Consider the following 22,339-nt stretch of genomic DNA (forward strand, 5'->3'; position numbering starts at 1 on the left):
AATACTCAGCAACAAACTACCCAGCAACAAAACGCTCAGTACAGAAACACTCAGCAACAAACTACCCAGCAACAAAACGCTCAGTACAGAAATACTCAGCAACAAACTACCCAGCAACAAAACGCTCAGTACAGAAACACTCAGCAACAAACTACCCAGCAACAAAATACTCAGTACAGAAATACTCAGCAACAAACTACCCAGCAACAAAATACTCAGTACAGAAACACTCAGCAACAAAACACTCAGTACCAAAACGCTCAGCAACCCAATACTCAGTACCAAAACACTCAGTACAGAAATACTCAGTATCCAAACACCCAGCAGCAAAACACTCAGCCACCACCAGCCACCCCAAAAGAACCCCGCTACTCTTCTGAACCCTCTTCAGGGAAATATCCTGGAAATTATGCGGGAAACTATGGGGGAAACCCTGCAGGGCCCTATTCAGAGGCCTCCCGCTACCAATCGCAGCCCCCGCCATCTCAGTCTTACCGCCAAGCGGGGCCCCAAGCTCCCGATTTGAGCGGTTCCAACTTCAAAGGAGCTTCCTTAAAAGAAAAGGATTTTTCAGGGAGAAACTTGAGCAATGCAAACCTGAGTGAAGCCGACTTAAGTGATGCTTTTCTACACAACGTCAATCTCACAGGCGCGAATTTGCACCAAGCTAACTTGTTCAGGGCTAATTTGTTAGGAGCTTGTTTGATCAATGCCAACTTGAGAGAAACCAACTTAATCGGAGCCGATTTGAGCGGTGCTGACTTGAGCGGTGCTGACTTGACAGGAGCGAAAATTGGTTACGGCGATCGAGTTATGGTCAAACTTACCCGGACTACATTAACAGGTACAATCTTACCCGACGGTACTGTTCATAGCTAAATATATTTAGTTTTTAGTCAGTGGTGGTAGACGCGGGTTTTACCCGCAATATTTGCTGCAACTCCAAATACAAAAAAATCCGCCCTTTGCGAATTTGGGATAAAAACTTATATACTGTCCGCTAGAACAACCGCAAGAAAATTGGTTCGTAGTGAGGCGGTTCGTCGTCAGAATTCTATGAGGACTTGCATTCCTCGCTGCGTACCCATAATGCTTAAATTACTTGACATGATATTACGCGATCGCGATCGCACAAACCGAGTTTTTTTACCCGGTTCAACAACTGCAACGAGGTTTGTTCGTTCATCAAACCCCCTTTCTGTCTCCAACACGGCTAATCGAGATTCATATTACAGCAACCGCCAACATGGTTCCTGTTCTGTTTTTTCCTTCTTCCTTCTTCCTTCTTCCTTCTTCCTTCTCCCTTCTTCCTTCTTCCTTCTATCCTTTACATCCGTTATATCCGTTACATCCGTTACATAATCCGTTGCCGAACTTCCTTCCCTTATTAATTACTTCCACCACGGCGATTGCGTAACTTTCGTCCAGCAGCCAGCATAGCGCCTCCCGCCATCAAACCCCCCACAGTCATCGGTTCGGGAACCGGCTCAGGTTGAACCGTCTCCAGAGAACCGCCTTTAATAAATACAGCAGAATCTAAATAGCCATCGCCCACATCTTTAATGCGGATGCTGAGAACATTCGTCTGATTTTGCTTGAGCAAACCCTCAAAACCTAAAACTTTAGTAAAACCGTCGAGCTTAACGATGTTAGCAGCAATACCTGTCCAACTTGGGTTGTCAATATAGTCGGGGTGATCTTTAGAGCGATTATATGGATCGGGAACAAGATTATTAATCGTAACAGTTTTTCCGTCGCTCAATTTTGCCAAATTAGTGCCGTTCAGCAGCAGTTCAAAATTGTCATTATATTTATTAGAACCGCCGAACTCAGGAAACTCCTCAGAAGCAAATACATATTGAAAGAATAACTTTTGAACAGTGCTATTAGCAAAAAAGCTGAGGTTTAGCTGAGTCGTATCCCCTTGTTCACCCTTAGCACCAAAATCCGTGCTTAAATCGCTGTCCTCTGTCGTGAAGTTATCTTTCCGATTCTGACCCGGTATATCGGTGACTCTACCAGTGCTCAGAACAACACCTGATGTCAAACCGAAGGGGTCATTAGTGAAAGTACCAAAAGCAGCAGAATTACCCGTAATTGAAACAGAAAAATTACTCAAGCCGACTGTATTAGCTCCCAATAAATTATTTTTCAAAGTCTCAGTGTTATTCGTTGCCCCTACCGAAAATGCCATGGCTGGCGCTGCCAACAAACTCAGAGCAGTAGTTAATGTAGCTGTTAAGGCAGCATTTTTGTGAGTAATTATCATAAATTTTTCCTAAAAGATACAAACCTGATTCTCTGCACACCTTAATTTTTACATTATATAACTATTAATGTCTAGTAGCTTTACAATAACTTTACATATAAGTAGATTTACGCTTTGTGTGGTTATTTTTTTTTGTAGTTATTGGCAGTTTGTCAGCCTATAAACCTCAGCGCAAAAATACGGAGGCAAAAATACAAGTACACAGACTAATAATTTTATCCCTTACGCACTGGCAACCCAAAAAACCTGGTTTTGATACCGTTGGGACTCTCCAAAATGACTCATGACTAATAGCTAAGGACTCATGACTCATGAAAGATGACTAATAGCTAAGGACTCATGACTCATGAAAGATGACCTCGCCCAAAAAAACCATACAAGCCCCCGATTCCTGTCGTAGAGAGATCAAAATTTTTGACCCTAGTTCAATATCCCAGATTGATCTCTGGAGTAAATCTAAAATCCTTCGACTGAGTGCGACTCGACGGCGCGTCGAAGTCTAAAATCTCTAATCGACTGACTGTTGACTAAAATCCCCTTGCTTCTCCTTCGCCGCGCCGATCGGCAGCCCCTTCCAACCAACCATCCGCAGTCAGGACGATCGCATTGGCATTGCCCCAGCCATCACCTTCGACAATCTGGTGTCCCCGCCGCCGCAACTCCGAAAGCGTCGCAGCCTCAAAACCTCCCCGTTCCACCATCAGGCGATCGGGCAGCCACTGATGGTGAATCCTCGGTGCGGATACAGCCTCACCAACATTCATGTCGTAAACCAACACATTCAGCACAATTTGCAACACCGTAGTAATAATCGTGCTGCCTCCGGGAGCCCCCGCAGCGAGGCGAAATTTGCCATTTTCTGTCACGATGACCGGCGTCATGCTGGATAAAGGAGTTTTCCCAGGGGCGATCGAATTTGCCTCCCCGCCCACCAAACCAAACAAATTCGGCACTCCTGGCGCCGCTGCAAAATCATCCATCTCGTTGTTGAGCAAAATTCCCGTACCTGCAGCCACGACTCCAGCCCCAAAACCGCCATTCACTGTAAACGTCAAAGATACCACATTGCGCTCTTTGTCAACTACCGTGAGGTGGGTAGTTTCGGGAGACTCCCACAGGAGACGGTTCAAAGTTTCAGCGTCAACAGCTTTTACCTCGCTGGAGGGTCTGGCTTTTGACATTTGGATTTGCGATCGTCTCAATTTGGCATAATTGGTGCTAGTTAGAGCTTTGACTGGTACACTCACAAAATCCGGGTCGCCCAAATACTCAGCCCGATCGGCATAAGCAATCCTCATACTCTCCGCCAGCAAGTGCAAAGTATCTGGACTTTGCCTTCCCAACCTCTTGAGATCCGTATCTCCCAGAATATTTAAGATTTGCAACAAATGAACGCCGCCGGAAGAAGGAGGCGACATCGCGCAAATTTCGTAACTGCGAAAGTTGCCACAAACCGGATTTCGCCAAATCGGCGTATAGTTTTTCAAATCTTCGAGAGTGATAATGCCGCCATTTTTAGCCATGTCGGCGGCGATCGCCCGCGCAATGTCCCCGGTATAAAAACTCTGGGGATTTTGTGCAATCTGCCGCAAAGTCCGCGCCAAATCCCGCTGCACCAAAAGCTCACCCGGCTGGTATAAAATGCCACCACGAGTAAAAATCTCCCGCGCCGCCCGGTTTTTTTTGAGCACCTCCTGTCGTCGCCCGGTAGCCGTGGTAAACCGCGAACTTACCGGAAAGCCTTTTTCAGCCAGGGCGATCGCCGGCGCCACCACCTGTGCCCAAGGCAACTTACCATACTCGCGGTGCACCGTATAAAGTCCAGCAACAGTGCCCGGAATACCCGCCGCCAAATGCCCGTCCAGACTTGCCCTTTGGCGCACCTTCCCTTGCTTGTCGAGGTACATATCCCGCGCTGCCCGTTGCGGAGCTCGTTCCCGGAAATCCAGCGCTTGCACAGTCCCCGTTTCGGCCCGCCGCAGGAGCAAAAAACCCCCGCCCCCGATACCCGCCGAAAAAGGCTCCACCACCGAAATCGCCAAAGCAGTAGCAGCCGCCGCATCCACTGCATTACCGCCCTGTTGCAGCAGGGCCAGCCCCGCAGCGCTCGCCAGAGGGTGAGCGGAAACTGCCATCCCCTGTTTGCTGCGCTGCTGCTGCAAGGTTGGCTGTAGCTGTTGCTGGCAGCCACCCAACACCAAGACTGTTAGGCAACAAGTATAAATTCGTACTTTAATCAATAAATTTTGCAACATTTTTTACGGGTGAGGCGAGGGTTTTTTATCAGAAGATTGGGTTTAAAACCCCGTCCTTTTACGACGGCTTTTTCCATTTCCAAGTAAAGTAACACATCCATCTAAACAAATGAATATGGTACAATAAGCCCGGTAAGCTCATCTAATTTGGTATAGAACCCATTTGACATCTTGGAGGGTGCGAGTCGATCGCCCGTTGTCTGTCGATCGCCATAAATATCTCAAATGGGTTCACAAGAACCGCTATTGACAGGATGCTCCTTTATATCTTGCCCCTAAAGTCAATCGATTTTAGATTTTAGATTTTAGATTTTAGATTAAAGAATTGACTTGCGCCAGATAAATGCGGGGGCTTGAGGATTTTCGATTTTGGATTGATTCCACGGATAAATCACGTGGCGGGTACCACATGAAGAAATTCGTGGTCAAGTACAATTTATAGAAGCCATTTGGGATCTTTTCCCTCATCAAGTTATAATAACGCTCTGCGATCGCGGAGGGTGACAAGGGAGCATCTCAATGAAAGCAGACTAGCTATAAATTAGAGTTTTGAGGCCATCTTGCTGCGGGGCAGGAGGAAAAAGTCAGAAGGAAGGAGCCAGAAGAAGTGTTTTTACAAATATTAAGATGCTCCCGAAAGATCGGATGAGTAGTACGAATACTCAACCCCTGCGCTTTAAGATTGATGGCTAACCAACTTGAAAATATCAGTGAGTTGCTTTTCGGTTTTCAGTGCCGAGATAAACCAGTTCAATCCTTCAGGTAACGTCAGCAATTACTCCAATCAGCTTAGTTGATTTTTCCGAAAATTAATTCACCCTGATTAGCAAGGGGGATGCGAGGAGGATCTCGCCCGGAATAAACAGTTTTAACCCAAGCGTAAGCTGTTCGGCATTTAAAAGACGATAGTAGGGTGCCCAGCGTACAGAAGTGTTTCCCTTGTAAGCGTAAGTGTTCACTCCTGACGCACCATACAAACTCGTTAGTGGTTTAAATGCTCCACAGCTTATTGAGTTAAAACCGACTCAAAACTCAAACAGAAAATAAAAGAAAATATCCTCATCAGCCCTCATAGCGAGGACTTCCGCTTTCAGACAGGGATTTTTAACCCCAGGCGGACTCAACCGCATTTGCCAATGATGATTCCGCAAACCGAACCTCCACAGACGGATAACACCCTAATGGAAGCATTAACATCGCCGTTACGTTTCGTTACGATAAGGAGACAGAGAGAAAAACCTCTCCTTCGTAAAATCAGAGGTAGCCATTATGAACGGTACATTTCGCGTCGGCAACCTGTTTGGGATTCCCTTCTTTGTCAACGCATCTTGGTTTTTAGTTCTGGGTTTAGTAACCTGGCAGTACGGCGGCGCATTAGCTGCCCTGTTTCCCACATTGGGCCCCGTAGCGCCCTGGATGCTGGGATTATTCACAGCGTTACTGTTATTTGCTTCCGTCTTAGCCCACGAATTAGGACACAGTTGGGTAGCCATTAAACAGGGAATTGGCGTGAAATCGATTTCGCTATTTCTGTTTGGCGGACTGGCTAATTTAGAAAGAGAATCCAAAACCCCAGCCGAAGCATTTTGGGTAGCCATTGCAGGCCCGTTGGTTAGCTTATTTTTATCCGGTTTGTTAACAGCCATAGGCATCGGTGCTGGACTCACAGGCCCCGCAGCAGCCATCGTGGGACTTTTAGCTTCCATCAACTTAGTTCTAGCCTTATTTAACTTAATTCCCGGTTTGCCCCTCGACGGTGGCAACATCCTCAAAGCAATTGTCTGGAAAATTACTGGCAACCCTTACAAAGGTGTAATTTTTGCTAGCCGCGTCGGTCAAATAATTGGTTGGATTGCCATTGCTACAGGCGTGTTCGGCAATATTTGGAATTTAGTAATCGGTTGGTTCTTACTGCAAAATGCCGGTCAATCGGCCCAATATGCCACAGTCCAAAATCAACTGGCAGGCCTGACAGCCGCAGATGCTGTTACCCCCGAAAGTCCGATCGTCTCCCAAGACTTGTCCCTCAGAGAATTTGCCAACAACTACGTTATCGGTAGCGCTCAAACCTGGCGCAGGTTCCTGGCAACAGATGATGCCGGACAATTGGTAGGGGCGATCGACCTTGATGACCTCAAAACCATTCCTACCGGACGCTGGCCCGAAGTTTTAGTCAAAGAACTCCTGAAGCCGATCGAATTTTCCACCACAGTCAAACCAGAATTATCCCTCCTTGAAGTCGTCACCCTTCTGGAACAACTCAAAGTACAAGAACTCCCCGTCATTCGCGAAAACGGTGTCCTAGTAGGACTTGTAGAAAAAGCTGAAATTGCCCGCCTGTTACAAAGACGAGCCGAAGCGAACCCTGCTTGATATCCTCAGATACTTGACAAATAAGAGTTAACCCCCTCGATTTACCCTTACCAAAAGGGCGATCGGGGGGGTTAACTTTAGCTTCAAAAAAGTCAAGTCAACCACTCAATTATTAGCAGTAAATCAAACATGATTATCATAGTGTATTGAGAGTCTGAACGAACACCTTATGCCATCTCATGACTCTTGTGGCAGCAGCTAAAATAACTGTTCGGGGAGCATCTATGCAGAACAGCTACTTTATAGATAAGGTGGGCTTCGGCGCACTCGAAAGCTCAGCCCCCTATCGCTCAATTTCAGCCATCAAATCTAGTATTTTTTGATAATCAAAATTATATAGATGATTCCTCAGAACTTCCGCAAAAACATCATTATCGCTGCCGATTTCCTCAATAGTTGTGGCAATCAAATCGAAGTCAGCCTCACGGACTGCCTGTTTTAGAGTTCTCGCCCATTCTGGGGAAACTTTCGGCTTGGAGTCCAGCGTAAATATTGCAGCACTATCAGATATTTTTTCTTGTACCATACTTGAACTCGGCGATAAATCCTTGACTTCAACATATTTATTGATGACTTCACCAGCACCCGTTGCGGTAACAACTTGAATATCAAACTTGAAGACAGTCCCTTGTCCCACTTCGCTCTCGACGGTAATGTCGCCCCCCATTAATCTTATGAACTCGCGGCTGATATTTAATCCTAAACCCGTACCTGTTTGAACTTTTTTTTCAGATGCAGTTTGCACCAATAATTCAAATATGCTTTCTAATTTGTCCGGGAAAATACCAACTCCTGTATCTGCTATGGCAAAGGAAATAATGACTGTCTTTTGAGTTTCCACAAAATCAAAAGCTTCGTTCAATATAGGCTTAATTATTTGTTTTTTATTCGGCTCCACAGTAACTGAAACTGAACCGGAAGGGGTAAATTTAACCGCATTATCTAATAAGTTAATTAGCACTTGTCGCAACTTAACATCATCAGTTTGCACGTATTGGGGAACATCGGAAGAGCAGTCAATAATTAATTGCAATCCTTTATTTTTTGCCGGAATTTGAAACATATTTTTCACGTCCCCCAGCAAGCGGTACAAGTCAAAAGTTTTGGCGTTGAGTGTCATGCGGCCAGCTTCTATTTTAGATAAGTCTAAGACTTGATTGATCACTTGGAGCAGGTGTTCTCCGCTGCGGCGAATAATTTTGATATTTTCTTTTTCCGGCAAAGTTAAATTAGTGCTGGGTTCCATTAATTGAGCGAAGCCGAGAATGGCGTTGAGGGGGGTTCGCAATTCGTGGCTCATGTTGGCGAGAAAGAGGCTTTTAGTTTTGTTGGCAGCTTCTGCGGCTTCTTTGGCTTGTTGAAGTTCTTGTTCTGCTTGTTTGCGATCGCTCGTATCAATAATTATGCCGTGCCAGACAATATCTCCATTTTCGCGCAATTCTGGTCGAGAATAACCTTGCAGCCATTTGAGTTTTCCCGATGCTGTCACAATCCGCCACTCGTGGGAAAATAGTTCTAGATCAGTGGCACTTTTGACAATTGCCTCGAAGTGACTGGATCGATCGTCCGGGTGCATTTGTTCGTAGAGTAAAGCAGAGTTGTTCTGGATTTCCTCCGGCTCTAATTCTTGAATCTCTCGGCATCGAGGACTGATATATTCCATCTTGACTGATCCGTCGGGATGCTGCACGAATATGTAAAGTTCTCCCGGAACAGTGTTCGCTAATTTGTGAAACAGAGCTTCGCTTTTTTGCAGGGCTAATTGTGCTTGTTTGCGATCGCCAATATCAATCCCAAATCCAAACAAGAAATCCAGGTTGCCACCTTCGTCGAGCACCGGTGTGCCGTGCCACTCCACTAACAAAGTCCGATCGTCCGAAGTGAGAATGCGATGTTCGTTAACCGTTTGCTCCCGCGCTGTTACGCCCGTAAAAATCGAATGCAATCCGGCTCGATCGCTTGGGGGTACAAATGTCGCTAAGTAATCTTTGCCTGCAACTTCTGTGGCAGTATAGCCCACCGCTTCCAGCATACAGTTATTCGCCAGCAGGATTTTACCCTCAGAGTCGATCGCCACAAAAAAAATCGGAGAATTTTCGATAATCTTTAAGTTAAAGTCGCGCTCTTGACGGATAATTTTTTCAGCTTGCTGGCGCTCCTCAATTTCGAGCTGCAAGCGGGCATTGATCGAGGCTAGCTCGATCGTGCGATCGACTACTTCAATTTCCAGGGTACGGTTGTAGTCAGCCAATATTTGCTCTGCGTGTTTGCGAGCCGTAATATCTTTAAAAACATTAAGAACATAAAGGATATTCCCCCCACCGTCAAACACCGGCAGCGCTCGCACTTCCAAACGAATATTTTTCCCATCCAGGCGAATATCCATATCTTCAGCAATCACCTCGAAGCCACTCAACGCCCGTGCAAACGGCATTTGATCTGCCGGGTAAAGTTGATCGGTTCCTGTTATATAAGTTTGATAAGCTTCTGCTAGCTCTGTTGCGGTAGCATCGGGCATTTCTCCCCTACCCAATATCTGCTCACCCGCCGAATTCATGAAAATAACTGCGCCACCCGGAGTCATCGCCGAGACTCCAACAGGCAAATTTTCTACCAGTTGGGCAAATTTTTCTTCACTTTCTGCCAAAGCTTGAAAAGACTTTTTCAGTTGAGCAGCCATCTCGTTGAAAGACTGGGCTAATTCGCCGACTTCCTCAAGCCTACTGACAGCCACAGCGCGATCGAACTCTCTGGCGGCAATATCTTTAGCTGCTTCATTGAGCCGCAACAGCGGCAGCGTTACCCACCTAGCTGTCAGCACTCCAGCAATTGTCGATAGCAGTAGCGCCGCCCAACAAAGTAAAATTGTAGTGCGCGTATTTTTGTTAATTTGCCCCATGAAATCGGATTCGGGCACTGCGATCGCAATCAGCCAGTTCAAACCGTAAACATCAGAAAACGGCAGCACTTCCACAAAATATTCCTGCCCGTCTCGGCTAAATTGCAATTGCTGCCGCTGCTTAATGTCGCCAAAGCCCCCGAAGTGTTCGTACAAATATTTAGCTGCGGTGCGAATGATAGGAGTTTGGCTGTCTAAAACATTCAGCCGCTGCAGTTGCGGGTTTCCCGACATCTTTCTAAAGGGTGATTCTTGACTTGAACTGGCAATCAGCAAGCCCGATCGTTCGATCGCGAAAATTTGTCCCGTTTTGCTAAGCTTGATGCGATGGAGATATTGCTGAAGCTCCGAGAGCGAAAAGTCTACGGCACAAACTCCCAGCAATTTACCATTTCGATCGCGAATTGGTTGGCTGGCAGCAATAAAAACAGTCCCAGGAGTAAAACCTCGATAAATACTCGTCCAAATCGGTTTATTAGCTGCGACAGCTTCTTTGTACCAGGGGCGGAGACGGGCATCGTAGGTTCCGGGTTCTGCCTTTAATTTAGCGGTGCGAGTGCCGTTGCCGTCTGTAGCGTAGTATATGTTCTGAAAGTTGGTAGACTTGTTCGCCGCGACAATTTGCAAGCTGCGATCAGTGGGGTTGCGCCAAATGCCGAGATATTCTCCTGATTTTTCAGCACCGAAGGAAATCCATTGAATGCTTTTAAAAGATCGCATTTGCTGCCAGAGGAACTTCTCTCCCCGAGGCTGGGGCTTTTCTAACTGTAAGTTTAATTCACCGCGCTCGATCGCCGAGGCGTTAAGTTGATTTACCCACTGGGTAGGTTCGAGAAAAGAAATCAGCTTTTCTTCAACTCTCTTTCCCGTCTCCGCGATCAATTTCTCGGCGAGCTCTTCGACTGCTTTGTCTCCGTTGCGAAAGGACAGATACCCGACAATCCCAACGGCTGCGACGATTTGCAGCACAAAAGAGGCCACTAGAAGGTGACGCAGGGGGATTTTTATTTGGTGTTGAGAAGTTTTGCTCGCGAATCGGGGCAACGGCATAGGCTGGTGACTAATTGCTCCCTAACACTTTAACTGTTCCAGCCTGTAATTTCACTTACGGGCGATCGAGGTGTTTCCTTCCCCTCAAAACCCCTCCCACACAGACACAACTCAGGAGCAAGCACGAGACTTATACAATTTTAGATTTTAGATTTTAGATTTTAGATTAAATAATTAGGGATGGATGAGGGAGCTCGTGCTTTCGAGCTTCGCTACAGTTGCACTCTTTTTTTCCACTGGTTATGATGCACTGTTAGCTGAGAATACCTCCGCCATTTTCTTGCTTTGGTGAGTTTCCGAGCTCAACCAAACCTAATTCTTCCTTCAAACCTCTTCGGTTCATCAATTACATCCGTTAAATCCCGTACACAATCCGTTGCCGAACATCCATCCGTTACATCCGTTACATCCGCTACACAATCCGTTGCCGAACTTCTCTTCAACAGCTACGCGGAAAATCCCCCGCTTGTCCAAACGGATATAGCGAGGGGCGAGAATAGGTATTCTCGCAAAATATAAAGTGGTGGCAGTGGCTTTTGTCGAGCCATTGCCATCTATAGAAGCCATAGTGTTTTAGGCTCGCAGAAAGATTTCAGAGCCAATTCTCTGCTCGCAGTCAATGCTTGAAGTCAAACCAACCTGTTCAAGCAAGAAGTCAAAGCAAGTCGTAAAAGCCTAGGATTCTTCTTCTTCGCGATCGATTTGGCGCAGGTGAATGTGCTTGCGTCCCAGAGAGATTTCAAATTCATCTCCTGGCTGGAGTTCCATCTGTTTGGTGTAGGCAGCTCCAATCAGTAAGTTGCCGTTAGATTGAACGCTAATCCGATAGCTGGCAGAGCGTCCGCCGCGTCCATTGCCGTTTTGCTTCCCGTCTAGCTGAATGCCTTCTGCATCAATCAGCGCATTCAGGAATTTCATCATGTTGACCCGTTCTACGCCGTTCTTAGTAACGGTGTAGTAGCCACAGGCTCTAGCTTTTTCTTCCTTGGTAAGGTTCTCTAGGTCTTTGACCTTTTTGATCAGATCTTCGCCTTCAAGGGGTTCGATATTTTTCTTTTTAGCCATTTACTGAGTCCTGAAATATTCAACTGGTGTACGGATTTTTTCTCGGTAGGTTTTTGGTTTGACCAAGAAACTTTAGCTTTATAGCTGGTCGTAAAACTATATTACACCGATCGGCTCAATTGTTAACCACTATTATCTAAATATTTTTAACAACCTGCAGTCTTTCTTGAGGAGTAGCAGCAGCAGGTGCGAGCAATCTCTAAACTCGGTAGCATAAGCTATCACCTATCAGCTAGCTGAATATTTGCCCCGCTCTTAAAATCCCATGAAGTTAACCACACGCGGACACTACAGTGTCAAAGCATTACTGGATCTAAGTTTGCAACCTCGCTTCGGCCCGACATCGGTGAAATCGATAGCGAAGCGACAGGAGTTACCGGCTCCTTATCTAGAAAAATTGCTGATTGAAATGCGACGAGCCGGTTTAGTCCAATCTGTTCGGGGTGCCCAAGGTGGATATCAATTAGCCCGTATGCCCGCTCAAATCTCTTTAGGACAAATCTTAGAGGCTGTAGGTGAAACTATTGAACCTTTACCTCGACATTTTCCCGACGCGACGCAAGCAGAGGACTGGGTAACATTCAGTTTGTGGAACCGATTGCACAAAAAACTTGCCGAAGCGCTGTACAGTATTTCCCTCGAAGACTTATACTATGATGTCCGCAGTTGGCAAGCGGCTCTTGGGGAAGAAACTAGCTTTATCATTTAAATGGTAAGTTCATTCATTCGATCGCAAGCTTGCACACATGGACGCAACACTTGTTACCTATTTTGGCGGCTGTCACTGCGGTGCTGTCCGCTTCCGTGTCGCCGTTGACAAACACGAAGCATCTGATTGCAACTGCTCTATCTGTCAAAAGAAGGGATTTTTGCATCTCATTGTGCCGCCGGAACGTTTTACCTTGCTCAGTGGCGAAGATGTTTTGACAACCTATACATTTAATACAGGAACTGCTCAACATACTTTCTGCCGAATTTGCGGCATTCACTCGTTCTATCGCCCCCGATCGCATCCCGATCATTTCGATGTCAACGTCCGCTGTCTTGACGACGATGCCATCAAACACTTTGAGATTCTACCGTTTGACGGTGTTAATTGGGAGGAGAACGTACACTTGCTGGGCGACTACAGTAATCTCAGCAGTTAGAGCAACCACGCCTGATGATGATGAGGTTTTGAATTGCTCAAACCCTTGCCTTTATTGCTTCTTCCTTCTTTCTTCTACTATAAAATCGCCCCTCAAAAAATCAAAGTCCGCAAGGGTAGCAGGAGTTAAAATCTGCTCTCTGGGGCGATAACTCCTGCTGTGACAATGAAGGAAGATGGTTCGGCCCCCCGGATTCATCCGTGGAGCGAGAAAAAAGATCCTCGCTCCCCATCGCCAGTCCCCGGATCGATCGGTGGAGTCGCTTTCTTCAATTCTAAAATCTAAAATCTAAAATCTAAAATCTAAAATGGATTGACGGACTATCAAGTTTGACACAATATATAATGATGCCGGATGAATTTCCTGTTTTAATTTTAGCTGCGGTGTTGGATTATTCGATCGGCGATCCTTGGGGTTGGCCGCATCCCGTGCAGGCGATGGGTTGGGCGATCGACCGTTATACTCGACTTGTCTTTAATATATGGAATAATCCCGCAGGCAAAATGCCTGAAGCCGGGGATAGTCCCGCTGGCGATCAGCACAAACTGCTGCTGCGAGGTGCTGGTACAATACTAGCGATCGGGCTGATTGTAGGCAGTTATACTGTCAGTTGGTCGATCGTCCAAGCTGCTAGTTGGGTGCATCCTCTTTTAGGTATTGCCATACAGACCATTTTGCTGGCAAGCTGTTTTGCAGGTCGCAGTTTGAGGGCGGCAGCAGAGGATGTGCTAGCACCTTTAAATGTTGGAGATTTAGTCAAGGCGCGAGAAAGGTTGAGCCTTTACGTCGGCCGGGATACCGAAAACTTATCCGAGCCAGAAATTCTGCGAGCATTGTTAGAAACTGTAACAGAGAATGCAGTCGATGGCGTGACAGCACCGCTATTTTATGCCTTACTTGGGTTCGCTCTGCCACATCTATTATTAAGTGTTACCGGTGCGCCGATCGATCCTAACTCGATGTGGGCGAGTGCTATAGTCCCCTTGGCGATCGCTTACAAAGCAGCCAGCACATTAGATTCTACGATCGGCTACAAAGAAGCGCCATACACTGATTTAGGATGGTTTAGCGCCAAACTAGAAGACGTGCTGACGTGGATTCCTTGCCGGCTAACAGTGATTACTTTAGCCGTTATATCGGGCAAACCGATTTACATTTGGCAAATTTGTCAGAGAGATGCTGTTAAAGATGCCAGCCCGAATTCCGGTTGGAGCGAGTGCGTTTACGCCGCCATCTTGGGAGTGCAACTAGGAGGTACTAATTCCTATCGCGGAGTTCTCAAACACAAAGCGCTGTTAGGCGAGCCGGTTCACCCGATCGCAGCGCCGCTAATTTGCCAAGCATTGCAATTAACTCGGTATTGCTTTCTGATTTGGTTGGGACTATCATTGCTTTTTTATACCTTATTATGTTTGAGTCGCTAACTGATGACCTCACCCGCACAGTCCAGGAGACATAAATAACGTATTTCTGTCATTGTTCGCGCTCCAAGCATTGCAATCGCAGCATCTGCTTTTCATCCGTTCTGGGTAAGCCCAGCAGAAGACAGATATAAGCCACCGACAGAAGCAAAAAAAGTTTTGACCGAAAGCATCGAGGATACCCGCCACGTGATTCATCCGTCCAGAAATAAAAAACCTGTATCGGATCAACAAGCCCCCGAATTTATCTCGCGCAAGTCAATGCTAAAATCTAAAATCTAAAATCTAAAATCTAAAATCGATTGACCTTAGTTCAAACCCCCAGATTCATCTGTCAAGTCAATCTCAAATCTCAAATCTCAAATCTCAAATTGTTCGATATGCCAACAGCCAACAATTAGCTCGCAGCAACCCATGACTAAAATTATCCAAATTTTATCCCCTGATGAAGTGAGGCGCACTCTCACCCGCGTCGCTTCCCAGATTGTCGAAAAATCAGGGAATCCCTCGGAGTTAGTGCTGTTGGGCATTCATAGTAGAGGAGTGCCTTTAGCTCAAATTTTGGCAGATCAAATTGAAGTCCTCGAACAAGTCAAAGTATCCGTGGGCGCTTTGGATATTACCTTTTATCGAGATGACTTGGATCGAGTTGCGATGCGGACACCGGCTAAAACAGAAATTCCTTTCGATTTGACGGGCAAAACCGTGGTGTTGGTAGATGACGTTATATATAAAGGCAGAACGAGTCGAGCGGCTTTGAATGCGGTAAACGATTACGGGCGGCCGGAGAAAATTTGGTTAGCGGTATTAGTCGATCGCGGCCACCGAGAAGTACCGATTCAGCCGGATTTTACGGGTAAAAAGTTGCCGACTGCAAAGGAAGAACAAGTTAAGGTTTACGTTCAAGATATCGACGGGCGCGACGGAGTGGAGTTAATTAAGGGATAATACGATTTTAGATTTTAGATTTTAGATTTTAGATTGGGCACAAATGACTGTTAAACAATGTCCAGCTAAATAAACTACTTAGGGTGCGCTGTAACTAGCGCGTCAAGCCACTTTTTGCGTCCATCACCGAGCAAAATACTTCGTTTCCGCCCGCTGACAACGTAAAAAACCCGGTTTCTACCAGAATAGGGGCTTTTGGGTAAGCAATCCTCTAGGAAGAAACGGGGTTTTTCGGGCGCTGAGCGTCCTAAGTTATTAAAAATCGGCAGTGCAGGAGTTGAACCTGCCTGGGGCGAATTATGAGTTCGCTGCCTAAACCGCTCGGCCAACTGCCGTTAAATCGATTTCTTCGACCTAACTCAAAATGAATTATAACATAATTTCTCAGTCCGTGCTAGAACTAGAGAACAAAAATCAAAATCTTTAGAGCGGCTGAGTCCCGATCGCCTGTTAGCCAATCTTAGGCAAGCCGATCGACCGGACAAAGCAGTTTCTAGGACTCGGCATAAACTTATAGGCAATGGCAGTGAATTCGACGGTAGTGCTGACTCTAATTCTGCTCGCTCTCATGTTTGGAGCAGGCGTGACGAGTTCTGTTTGGGGATTTACTATAGGTCGCGAAGCCTTGCAAGGAACGACTCAACCCGATGTTCGTCCCAGCAACAATGCTGGCAGCGGCAAGCCTGGAAAGACCGCTAGCAAAGACCAAGTGAGCATTTTGAAAGAAAAAGACATTCTCACAACCGTCAAAGCACGGGTAGAAGGTCGCGATCCCGAAAAAACGGCCGGGGCAAATACTAAAACAGAGAAGGCAAGCTCTAAAGCAGCCGCGGCCAAAAAACCGGCGGCACAAAATGCCAGCGCCAAGTTTCCCCTGAACAGTCGCGACGGGGGAATAACCTTGGAGGTAAGCGCGTCCAGTCAGCGCAACAATTCCATGCTGCTAGACGTGAGCATGAAAAATGAAGGCTCCCAAGCTGTGAGGTTTCTCTACAGTTTCTTGAACGTCACTGACGATCGTGGCCGGGCCCTGAGCGCGACTGCCGAGGATTTGCCGTCGGAACTCCCCCCCAACGGGCAGGTGTTTTACGGTACGGTGAGTATTCCCACAGCTTTGCTAGAAAATGCTAAGGAAGTTTCGTTGACGCTGACAGATTATCCAGGTCAAAAACTTCAGTTGCAAATATCTGGCATTCCAGTGGCGAAGTAAAATAAAAGAAGACCAAACCTGCAGAGGGATTCTCAGGTTTGATCGAGAAAGTTTTTTTAGGGAGCATTGTGTCACTTTTAGGGGCGAGAGTGCAGGAGATATCTGATTTACCCGCGATGAGTTTGACAGAGGTGCTGTCGCGGTTGCTGTCAGTGCTGTTGCTGATTGCGATTAATGCTTTTTTTGTGGCGGCTGAGTTTTCGATGGTGACGGTACGCCGATCGCGCATCAATCAGTTAGTGGACGCTGGCGACGTTGCAGCTTTAACTGTGCAATCTTTGCAGCAAAGTATTGAGCGATTGCTCTCAACAATGCAGTTGGGAATCACTCTTTCTAGTTTAGCTCTCGGCTGGATTGGAGAAAGCACGATCGCCGTGCTAGTGAGAATGTCGATCGGCTATTTGCCGCTGCCAATTTACATCAAATCGGCGATCGCCCATTCTTTTAGCATATCAATAGTAACTTTTTTGTTGCTAGCTTACGTGCAAATCGTACTGGGCGAACTCTTTCCCAAATCTGTAGCGTTGCTGTATTCCGAACAGCTAGCCAGAAGTTTAGGGCCTCCGAGTTTATTGATTGCCCGTTTGTTCAAGCCCTTTGTGTCGTTTCTCAATCAATCTACTCGATCGCTCTTGCGGTTTGCGGGCATCGAATACGATCTAAGGCATCGACCGGTTACTCCCGAAGAACTGCAATTAATTATCGCTACTTCCAGCGAATCCAGCGGCTTGGAAGCAGAAAAGCGAGAATTGCTCAACAACGTGTTTGAATTTGGCGAAGTTTGGGTAGAAGAAGTAATGGTGCCGAGGCCTAGCATTGTCGCACTTCCCAAGACGGCCACATTTCAAAATTTGCTCGACGAAATGGCGATTTCTAACCATTCCCGCTATCCCGTGACGGGAGATTCTTTAGACGACATTATCGGCATTATTGGCTTCAAACAACTTGCGAAACCCCTAGCTGAAGGTTTGCTATCTCCCGACACGCCAATTTTAAATTGGATGGGTTCGGTGAGGTTTGTACCGGAGATGATGCTGCTGGGGGAACTGCTGCCTTTGATGCAGAGTTCGTCGGAAGAAATTGCGATCGTAGTCGATGAATTTGGCGGCATTTCCGGGTTAGTGACACTGCGCGATTTGATAGCCGAAATTATCGGCCGCAGCTACGAGTCACCCGACAGTAAAGAAATTGCTTTGCAAGTATTGGACGATCGCACTTATTTAGTGCAAGCGCAGTTAAATTTAGATGATGTGAATCAAATATTGAATTTGGATTTGCCAGTAACTGACGAATATCAGACAATCGGAGGTTTTCTGAGCTATCAGTTGCAAAGAATGCCGGCTGTGGGGGAAGTTTGGCGCGGCGACAACGTAGAACTTACGGTTGTTTCTGTGTGCGGGCCGCGGTTGGATCAACTTCAAATTCACTTGTTGGAAGGGGCTGCGGGCGATCGAACTTTAGATGGAATTGCAGCAGCGGATGAGGAAGTTGTGGGGAAAGGGCGAAAGAATAGCGGGGTGAGTAGTGTGGCGAAATTTTCTAGTTGAGAATATTTTAGCGAATACCTAGATAATCTACTCGCTCGAAGTCGCTGCGTACTAAATCATCTAACGTCGGGCCTTTGGGGCGTAAATTAATGCGATCGCCAACCTTCACATTTTCGTAATATACGAAGGGAATGTAGATATCTTGCTCCTCCATAAAAGCGTAAGTAAAGCGAAAGGCACTGTCAATGTCCTCAGCTTTAACCTCACGAAAGTCAGAGAGGAACAGGAGATCCATTTCTTCCTCAAAGTACAGCATCTCTGCAAATGCACCTCTGTCGTAGCAGTTATAACCAATATAACCGCAAGTGTCGCTGCATTTGTAGTAGATGGCGCGAGTGGATAGGAACCAGGAAAGGGTGATAGCATCTCCTTCTCCAAATACAAGGGAACCGGGATGATGATTCAGTTGCTCAAAGATTGTCCAAGGGTGTCCTCGGAACTGAAATACAATATAGCTTTCGGCGGTAATTTCGATTTCGCGATCGTAGATATCCCGTTCCCAGACATCCGCGCGTCTCGCCCTACTAAGCTTTTGCGCCACTGACTCAATAGGAGCGCGAACGAGAAGTAGATTTTGGTTTCTGTCAATTGTTTCAATACCTCGGCGCTCTTCAATAGACATAATTTTTAGCTTGTAAAAAACAATCAATAATTAGTCTACCTCTTTTTCAGACTCTAGCGAATGCTCAGGAACAACCAGGGTGCTTTATAATTGATTCATCAGGTCAAGTAAATAGACTCGATCCTTTATGCAAGCGAGATGAACAGCAGAAATTAAAGAATGCCATGAAAGCTCAAGAACTTTATCAACAAGGATTTGACCTCGGTCGCAAAGGACAGTATAAGGAAGCAGTTGAAGCTTTTACTCAAGCAATTAATCTCAATCCTGATTTTGTAGAAGCTTATATTTACCGTGCTTATGCTCGGACTGGAACTGGAGACCAACATGGGGGAGTTAAAGATTTTCAGAAAGCTATGGATATCTACAGGGCTAGAGGACGATCAGACATAGCTGATCAGCTTTTAGTCCCATTGAATACGCTGCAAAATGAAATTAAGGATGAACAGGAAGACCAGGGTCAACCGGAAGTTGAGGATGAGCCGGAAGACAAATAAGCAGCCTACTGATTCAAAATAAATTAAGGAATGCGATGGAAGCTAAAGAACTTTATGAACAAGGATTTGACCTCGGTCGCAAAGGACAGTATAAGGAAGCTGCTGAAGCTTTTACTAAAGCAATTAATCTTAATCCGGATTTTGTAGAAGCTTATATTATCCGTGCTCGTATGCGAGCTGTAATTGGAGAAAAACAGGGGGGAGTAGAAGATTTTCAGAAAGCGATAGATATCTACAGGGCTAGAGGACAATCGCAAATAGCTGATATGCTTTTAGTCCCATTGAATTCGCTGCAAAATGAAATTACGTTCGGACAGGAAGACGAGAGTCAACTGGAAGTTGAGGATGAGCCGGAAGGTAAATAAGCACTCGGATGATTCAAAACTAACTAAGAATCAATTTTAAAAATTTTAGTCATGCAGGACTTACCCATCAAAACCCAAGAAACCGGGTCTTTGGCAGTTTCTGCCATCTGTAACATATTCTTGCGAAAAAACCCGGTTTCTGACCAGGAATTTCTTGATGGTACAAGCCCCCGGATTTATCCGTGGAATCAATCCAAAATCGAAAATCTAAAATCCTCAAGCCCCCGCATTTATCCGTGGGGTCAATCTAAAATCTAAAATCTAAAATCTCAAATCGATTGACCACCCGCTGCGATGCTTAGAAACCGGGTTTTTTACCGTTTCGGCGGGCGGAAGCGAAGAGACTCGAAAAAACCCGGTTTCTGGGCCGTCGTGCGTAAGTCATCTTTAAGCGTAAGGCACCGGATCTTTCAATCCCAATTCCTCAAAAGCAGCCAGCCGCAACCGACAAGAATCGCAAACGCCACAGGCATTTTCCCCGCCTGCATAGCAAGACCAAGTTTGCTCCCAAGGTACTCCTAATTTGTTGCCTAATTGAATAATTTCGGTTTTTTTAAGTTCGATCAAAGGTGTTACAATATTAATAGCTTCTCCTTCTCTTCCCTGCTTTGTTCCTAACCGAAATACTTCCTGCATGGCTTGAATGTAATCGAGGCGGCAGTCGGGATAGCCGGAATAATCTAAAGCGTTGACGCCGATGTAAATACGATCGGCTTGTAGAGTTTCTGCGTAGGCGAGGGCAAAACTGAGAAAGATCGTATTTCTAGCTGGAACGTAGGTAGTGGGGATGTTTTGAGACATTTCTCCAAGAGTGCGATCGCGAGGCAATTCCATCTCATTATCCGTCAAAGCGGAACCGCCCCACAGTGTTAAGTCAAAGTTTACTATCTGATGTGCCTTAACCGCTGCCGAAAGTGCGATCGCCCTTGCTGATTCCAACTCCCGCCGGTGTCTTTGATTGTAGTCAAAGGAAATAGCGTAACACTCGCAGCCGTCGGCTTTGGCTTGATACAAAACTGTTGAGGAATCCAGCCCTCCCGACAATAAAATAACTGCTTTCACTTAAAACATCCTCACTTGAATTCGCTTTTATATTTATATCAAAATAGTTGCAAATTGACAATATACCAAGGCTAAATGATTTTTGAAACCTACATATTACACGATTGTCAAGAACGGGCTCTCCGGCCCGTTCCACAAAACTCAATTAACTGCTTTCCCGGCTCTGCCTAGTAACGAGTAGAAAGAAAATTCATCTTTTGTGGAACAGGCCGGAGAGCCTGTTCTTGATATTCGTACAAAATGTCAGATTTCAGTTGCTAATAAATCATCGAGTTCCCGGTAATCGGGCAAAGTTGTATCAATTTCTTTACCCTGCCGCAAGACTGTACGATCGCCCTGCGCTCTAGATAACAATTCGCTGAAATTCCGCGCCTTAAACAAAATCAAATCTGCTGGTAAACCAACTGCAATTCGTCCTAACTTCGGCAATCCCATTAAATCTGCAGGAGTCTTTGTCACTGTACAGGGCCAGTCTCCATAGGGCCTATCTAAATGAGCGATGCGGACTGCCATATTAAAGACTTCCAAAACATCATGATCGCCAAATCCGTAAAACGGATCGCGACAATTGTCGCTAGCAACTGCAACGGGAATTCCGGCTGCTTTGAGTTCGTGCAGCAGTGTCACTCCTCGCCAGCGAGGTGTACGCTGAGATTCTCGGTCTTGCAGGTAAAGGTTGCACATCGGCAAGCTGACAATGCCAATATTTGCTTCCTTGACTAATGCGATAGTTTCTGTTACTAAATCTGGCGGTTGTACAGCTAAACTACAGCAGTGTCCGCAGATGATTTGACCGGAAAATTGATGGCGGATGGCGGTTTTTGCGACTTCCCGCAGTGTTACTGAATCTGGATCGTCGTTTTCGTCGGTGTGGAAGTCGAGGTTTAAATTTCGTTCTTTGGCTAAGGCAAAAACTCGATCGAGTTGTTTGTCTAAGTCGGGGTTGATATAGGCGACTCCGCCGAGAATGCCGCCGGTTTGGGCCATGCGATCGGCTAATTTTTCGCCGGCTGGTGTCAGGAAATAGTCGAGGGAAACCAGGGAAACTGCTTGCAAGATCAGCCGATCGCCCCATTCGGCTTGCAGCGCTTCAAATACTCCCCAACTAACGGTTCCCTGTTTGCCCGCGCTGTCAATGTGAGTGCGGATAGCCTTGGTTCCGTGGGCGTAGCTGCATTTGAGGCCGAACTCCATTCGCCGGTAAACATCGTCTGCATTCCAGTTTTTTTGAGCGTCAGCGCCTACCGCTTCGATCGCGCTGGCAAAAGTTCCATCGGGATTGGGCGATCGTTCCCAAATGTGGCCTTTGTCTAAATGGGTGTGCATATCCACAAAACAAGGCCAAACTAAGCCGCGGTGCAAATCTACAACTGGGATATCTCCAGAGGAGGATACAGGTTTTCTACCTACTGGGATAATTTGGGCGATCGTCCCTGCTGCAATTTCCAAATCCACCAAACAAAAATTGTTCTCACTCCCCGTTGTGGCGACAGTAGAAGCTGACGGGGCGATCGATTTCATCTCTAGAAGAGACGTGGGTACGCGACCATTTTTGAGCAAATAATTAGATGTACTTGGCAACATTAATTTTGTGAGTTAGTATTTTTGTAA

19 protein-coding genes and 1 tRNA gene are annotated in these 22,339 nt (G+C 46.2%); 10 read left to right on the forward strand and 10 right to left on the reverse strand.

Annotation, left to right across the window (positions count from 1 at the left end):
* Positions 1-879, forward strand: an 879-nt coding sequence (locus QT984_RS11050; RefSeq protein ID WP_333373999.1) for a pentapeptide repeat-containing protein, incomplete at its 5' end; no start/stop codon positions are given.
* Between the two features lie 167 nt (positions 880-1,046).
* Here the strand turns inward: QT984_RS11050 and QT984_RS11055 are convergent.
* The 3 genes from QT984_RS11055 to ggt all read right to left on the reverse strand — a co-directional run bounded on the left by QT984_RS11055 (position 1,047) and on the right by ggt (position 4,524).
* Positions 1,047-1,211, reverse strand: coding sequence for a hypothetical protein (locus QT984_RS11055; RefSeq protein WP_333374001.1), 165 nt, complete (start codon positions 1,209-1,211; stop codon positions 1,047-1,049).
* Between the two features lie 176 nt (positions 1,212-1,387).
* Positions 1,388-2,269 (reverse strand): choice-of-anchor L family PEP-CTERM protein, encoded by an 882-nt coding sequence (locus tag QT984_RS11060; protein WP_333055039.1) that lies wholly within the window; start codon positions 2,267-2,269, stop codon positions 1,388-1,390.
* A gap of 527 nt (positions 2,270-2,796) precedes the next feature.
* Complete coding sequence (gene ggt, locus QT984_RS11065) at positions 2,797-4,524, reverse strand: gamma-glutamyltransferase (RefSeq protein ID WP_333055038.1); 1,728 nt, start codon at positions 4,522-4,524, stop codon at positions 2,797-2,799.
* A gap of 1,269 nt (positions 4,525-5,793) precedes the next feature.
* Here ggt and QT984_RS11070 point away from each other — a divergent pair.
* Complete coding sequence (locus QT984_RS11070; RefSeq protein WP_333208807.1) at positions 5,794-6,897, forward strand: site-2 protease family protein; 1,104 nt, start codon at positions 5,794-5,796, stop codon at positions 6,895-6,897.
* A 283-nt stretch (positions 6,898-7,180) separates the two neighbouring features.
* Here the strand turns inward: QT984_RS11070 and QT984_RS11075 are convergent, their stop codons facing one another.
* From QT984_RS11075 to QT984_RS11085, 3 genes are all read right to left on the reverse strand, one after another.
* Positions 7,181-10,765: a PAS domain S-box protein gene (locus tag QT984_RS11075; RefSeq protein ID WP_333208805.1), complete on the reverse strand. Its 3,585-nt coding sequence runs from the start codon at positions 10,763-10,765 to the stop codon at positions 7,181-7,183.
* A 423-nt stretch (positions 10,766-11,188) separates the two neighbouring features.
* Positions 11,189-11,413, reverse strand: a complete 225-nt coding sequence (locus tag QT984_RS11080; protein WP_333055032.1) for a hypothetical protein — start codon at positions 11,411-11,413, stop codon at positions 11,189-11,191.
* Between the two features lie 108 nt (positions 11,414-11,521).
* On the reverse strand, positions 11,522-11,911 hold the full coding sequence (locus QT984_RS11085) for an AbrB family transcriptional regulator (protein WP_015179394.1): 390 nt from the start codon (positions 11,909-11,911) through the stop codon (positions 11,522-11,524).
* A gap of 265 nt (positions 11,912-12,176) precedes the next feature.
* On the opposite strand from QT984_RS11085, the gene QT984_RS11090 reads away from it, so the two are divergent.
* The 4 genes from QT984_RS11090 (at position 12,177) to pyrR (ending at position 15,428) form a co-directional block, all read left to right on the forward strand.
* A complete protein-coding gene (locus tag QT984_RS11090; protein WP_333055030.1) occupies positions 12,177-12,620 on the forward strand; it encodes an RrF2 family transcriptional regulator in 444 nt (147 codons plus the stop codon).
* Between the two features lie 37 nt (positions 12,621-12,657).
* Complete coding sequence (locus tag QT984_RS11095; protein WP_333055028.1) at positions 12,658-13,059, forward strand: GFA family protein; 402 nt, start codon at positions 12,658-12,660, stop codon at positions 13,057-13,059.
* Positions 13,060-13,403: 344 nt separating this feature from the next.
* The gene (cbiB, locus tag QT984_RS11100) at positions 13,404-14,483 is read left to right on the forward strand and encodes an adenosylcobinamide-phosphate synthase CbiB (protein ID WP_333339952.1); all 1,080 of its coding nucleotides are present in this window, start codon (positions 13,404-13,406) and stop codon (positions 14,481-14,483) included.
* A gap of 411 nt (positions 14,484-14,894) precedes the next feature.
* Positions 14,895-15,428, forward strand: coding sequence for a bifunctional pyr operon transcriptional regulator/uracil phosphoribosyltransferase PyrR (gene pyrR / locus QT984_RS11105; protein WP_333055026.1), 534 nt, complete (start codon positions 14,895-14,897; stop codon positions 15,426-15,428).
* 262 nt (positions 15,429-15,690) lie between these two features.
* Here pyrR and QT984_RS11110 read toward each other — a convergent pair.
* A tRNA-Ile gene (locus tag QT984_RS11110) sits at positions 15,691-15,763 on the reverse strand.
* A gap of 185 nt (positions 15,764-15,948) precedes the next feature.
* On the opposite strand from QT984_RS11110, the gene QT984_RS11115 reads away from it, so the two are divergent.
* Together QT984_RS11115 and QT984_RS11120 are read left to right on the forward strand one after the other, a co-directional pair.
* Positions 15,949-16,638, forward strand: coding sequence for a hypothetical protein (locus QT984_RS11115; RefSeq protein ID WP_333055025.1), 690 nt, complete (start codon positions 15,949-15,951; stop codon positions 16,636-16,638).
* A 68-nt stretch (positions 16,639-16,706) separates the two neighbouring features.
* On the forward strand, positions 16,707-18,185 hold the full coding sequence (locus tag QT984_RS11120; RefSeq protein WP_333374003.1) for a hemolysin family protein: 1,479 nt from the start codon (positions 16,707-16,709) through the stop codon (positions 18,183-18,185).
* 7 nt (positions 18,186-18,192) lie between these two features.
* On the opposite strand, the gene QT984_RS11125 is transcribed toward QT984_RS11120, so the two are convergent.
* Positions 18,193-18,807 (reverse strand): hypothetical protein, encoded by a 615-nt coding sequence (locus QT984_RS11125; protein WP_333374005.1) that lies wholly within the window; start codon positions 18,805-18,807, stop codon positions 18,193-18,195.
* Between the two features lie 164 nt (positions 18,808-18,971).
* Here QT984_RS11125 and QT984_RS11130 point away from each other — a divergent pair, with 164 nt between their 5' ends.
* Positions 18,972-19,301 (forward strand): tetratricopeptide repeat protein, encoded by a 330-nt coding sequence (locus QT984_RS11130; protein WP_333147054.1) that lies wholly within the window; start codon positions 18,972-18,974, stop codon positions 19,299-19,301.
* 35 nt (positions 19,302-19,336) lie between these two features.
* Positions 19,337-19,666, forward strand: coding sequence for a tetratricopeptide repeat protein (locus QT984_RS11135; protein WP_333208794.1), 330 nt, complete (start codon positions 19,337-19,339; stop codon positions 19,664-19,666).
* Positions 19,667-20,053: 387 nt separating this feature from the next.
* On the opposite strand, the gene queC is transcribed toward QT984_RS11135, so the two are convergent.
* Complete coding sequence (gene queC, locus QT984_RS11140; protein WP_333208792.1) at positions 20,054-20,728, reverse strand: 7-cyano-7-deazaguanine synthase QueC; 675 nt, start codon at positions 20,726-20,728, stop codon at positions 20,054-20,056.
* A 243-nt stretch (positions 20,729-20,971) separates the two neighbouring features.
* On the reverse strand, positions 20,972-22,312 hold the full coding sequence (locus QT984_RS11145; protein ID WP_333270015.1) for a cytosine deaminase: 1,341 nt from the start codon (positions 22,310-22,312) through the stop codon (positions 20,972-20,974).
* Positions 22,313-22,339: the final 27 nt, after the last annotated feature.

Source organism: Microcoleus sp. Z1_B2 (genome assembly GCF_036700325.1).
Lineage (GTDB): Bacteria > Cyanobacteriota > Cyanobacteriia > Cyanobacteriales > Microcoleaceae > Microcoleus.

Bases quoted from the DNA above. Each gene is read 5' to 3' on its own strand.
- QT984_RS11060 (WP_333055039.1), bottom strand. From the start codon at position 2,269: ATGATAATTACTCACAAAAATGCTGCCTTAACAGCTACATTAACTACT.
- ggt (WP_333055038.1), bottom strand. From the start codon at position 4,524: ATGTTGCAAAATTTATTGATTAAAGTACGAATTTATACTTGTTGCCTA.
- QT984_RS11070 (WP_333208807.1), top strand. From the start codon at position 5,794: ATGAACGGTACATTTCGCGTCGGCAACCTGTTTGGGATTCCCTTCTTT.
- QT984_RS11080 (WP_333055032.1), bottom strand. From the start codon at position 11,413: ATGGCTTCTATAGATGGCAATGGCTCGACAAAAGCCACTGCCACCACT.
- QT984_RS11085 (WP_015179394.1), bottom strand. From the start codon at position 11,911: ATGGCTAAAAAGAAAAATATCGAACCCCTTGAAGGCGAAGATCTGATC.
- QT984_RS11090 (WP_333055030.1), top strand. From the start codon at position 12,177: ATGAAGTTAACCACACGCGGACACTACAGTGTCAAAGCATTACTGGAT.
- QT984_RS11095 (WP_333055028.1), top strand. From the start codon at position 12,658: ATGGACGCAACACTTGTTACCTATTTTGGCGGCTGTCACTGCGGTGCT.
- cbiB (WP_333339952.1), top strand. From the start codon at position 13,404: ATGATGCCGGATGAATTTCCTGTTTTAATTTTAGCTGCGGTGTTGGAT.
- pyrR (WP_333055026.1), top strand. From the start codon at position 14,895: ATGACTAAAATTATCCAAATTTTATCCCCTGATGAAGTGAGGCGCACT.
- QT984_RS11115 (WP_333055025.1), top strand. From the start codon at position 15,949: ATGGCAGTGAATTCGACGGTAGTGCTGACTCTAATTCTGCTCGCTCTC.
- QT984_RS11125 (WP_333374005.1), bottom strand. From the start codon at position 18,807: ATGTCTATTGAAGAGCGCCGAGGTATTGAAACAATTGACAGAAACCAA.
- QT984_RS11130 (WP_333147054.1), top strand. From the start codon at position 18,972: ATGAAAGCTCAAGAACTTTATCAACAAGGATTTGACCTCGGTCGCAAA.
- QT984_RS11135 (WP_333208794.1), top strand. From the start codon at position 19,337: ATGGAAGCTAAAGAACTTTATGAACAAGGATTTGACCTCGGTCGCAAA.
- QT984_RS11145 (WP_333270015.1), bottom strand. From the start codon at position 22,312: ATGTTGCCAAGTACATCTAATTATTTGCTCAAAAATGGTCGCGTACCC.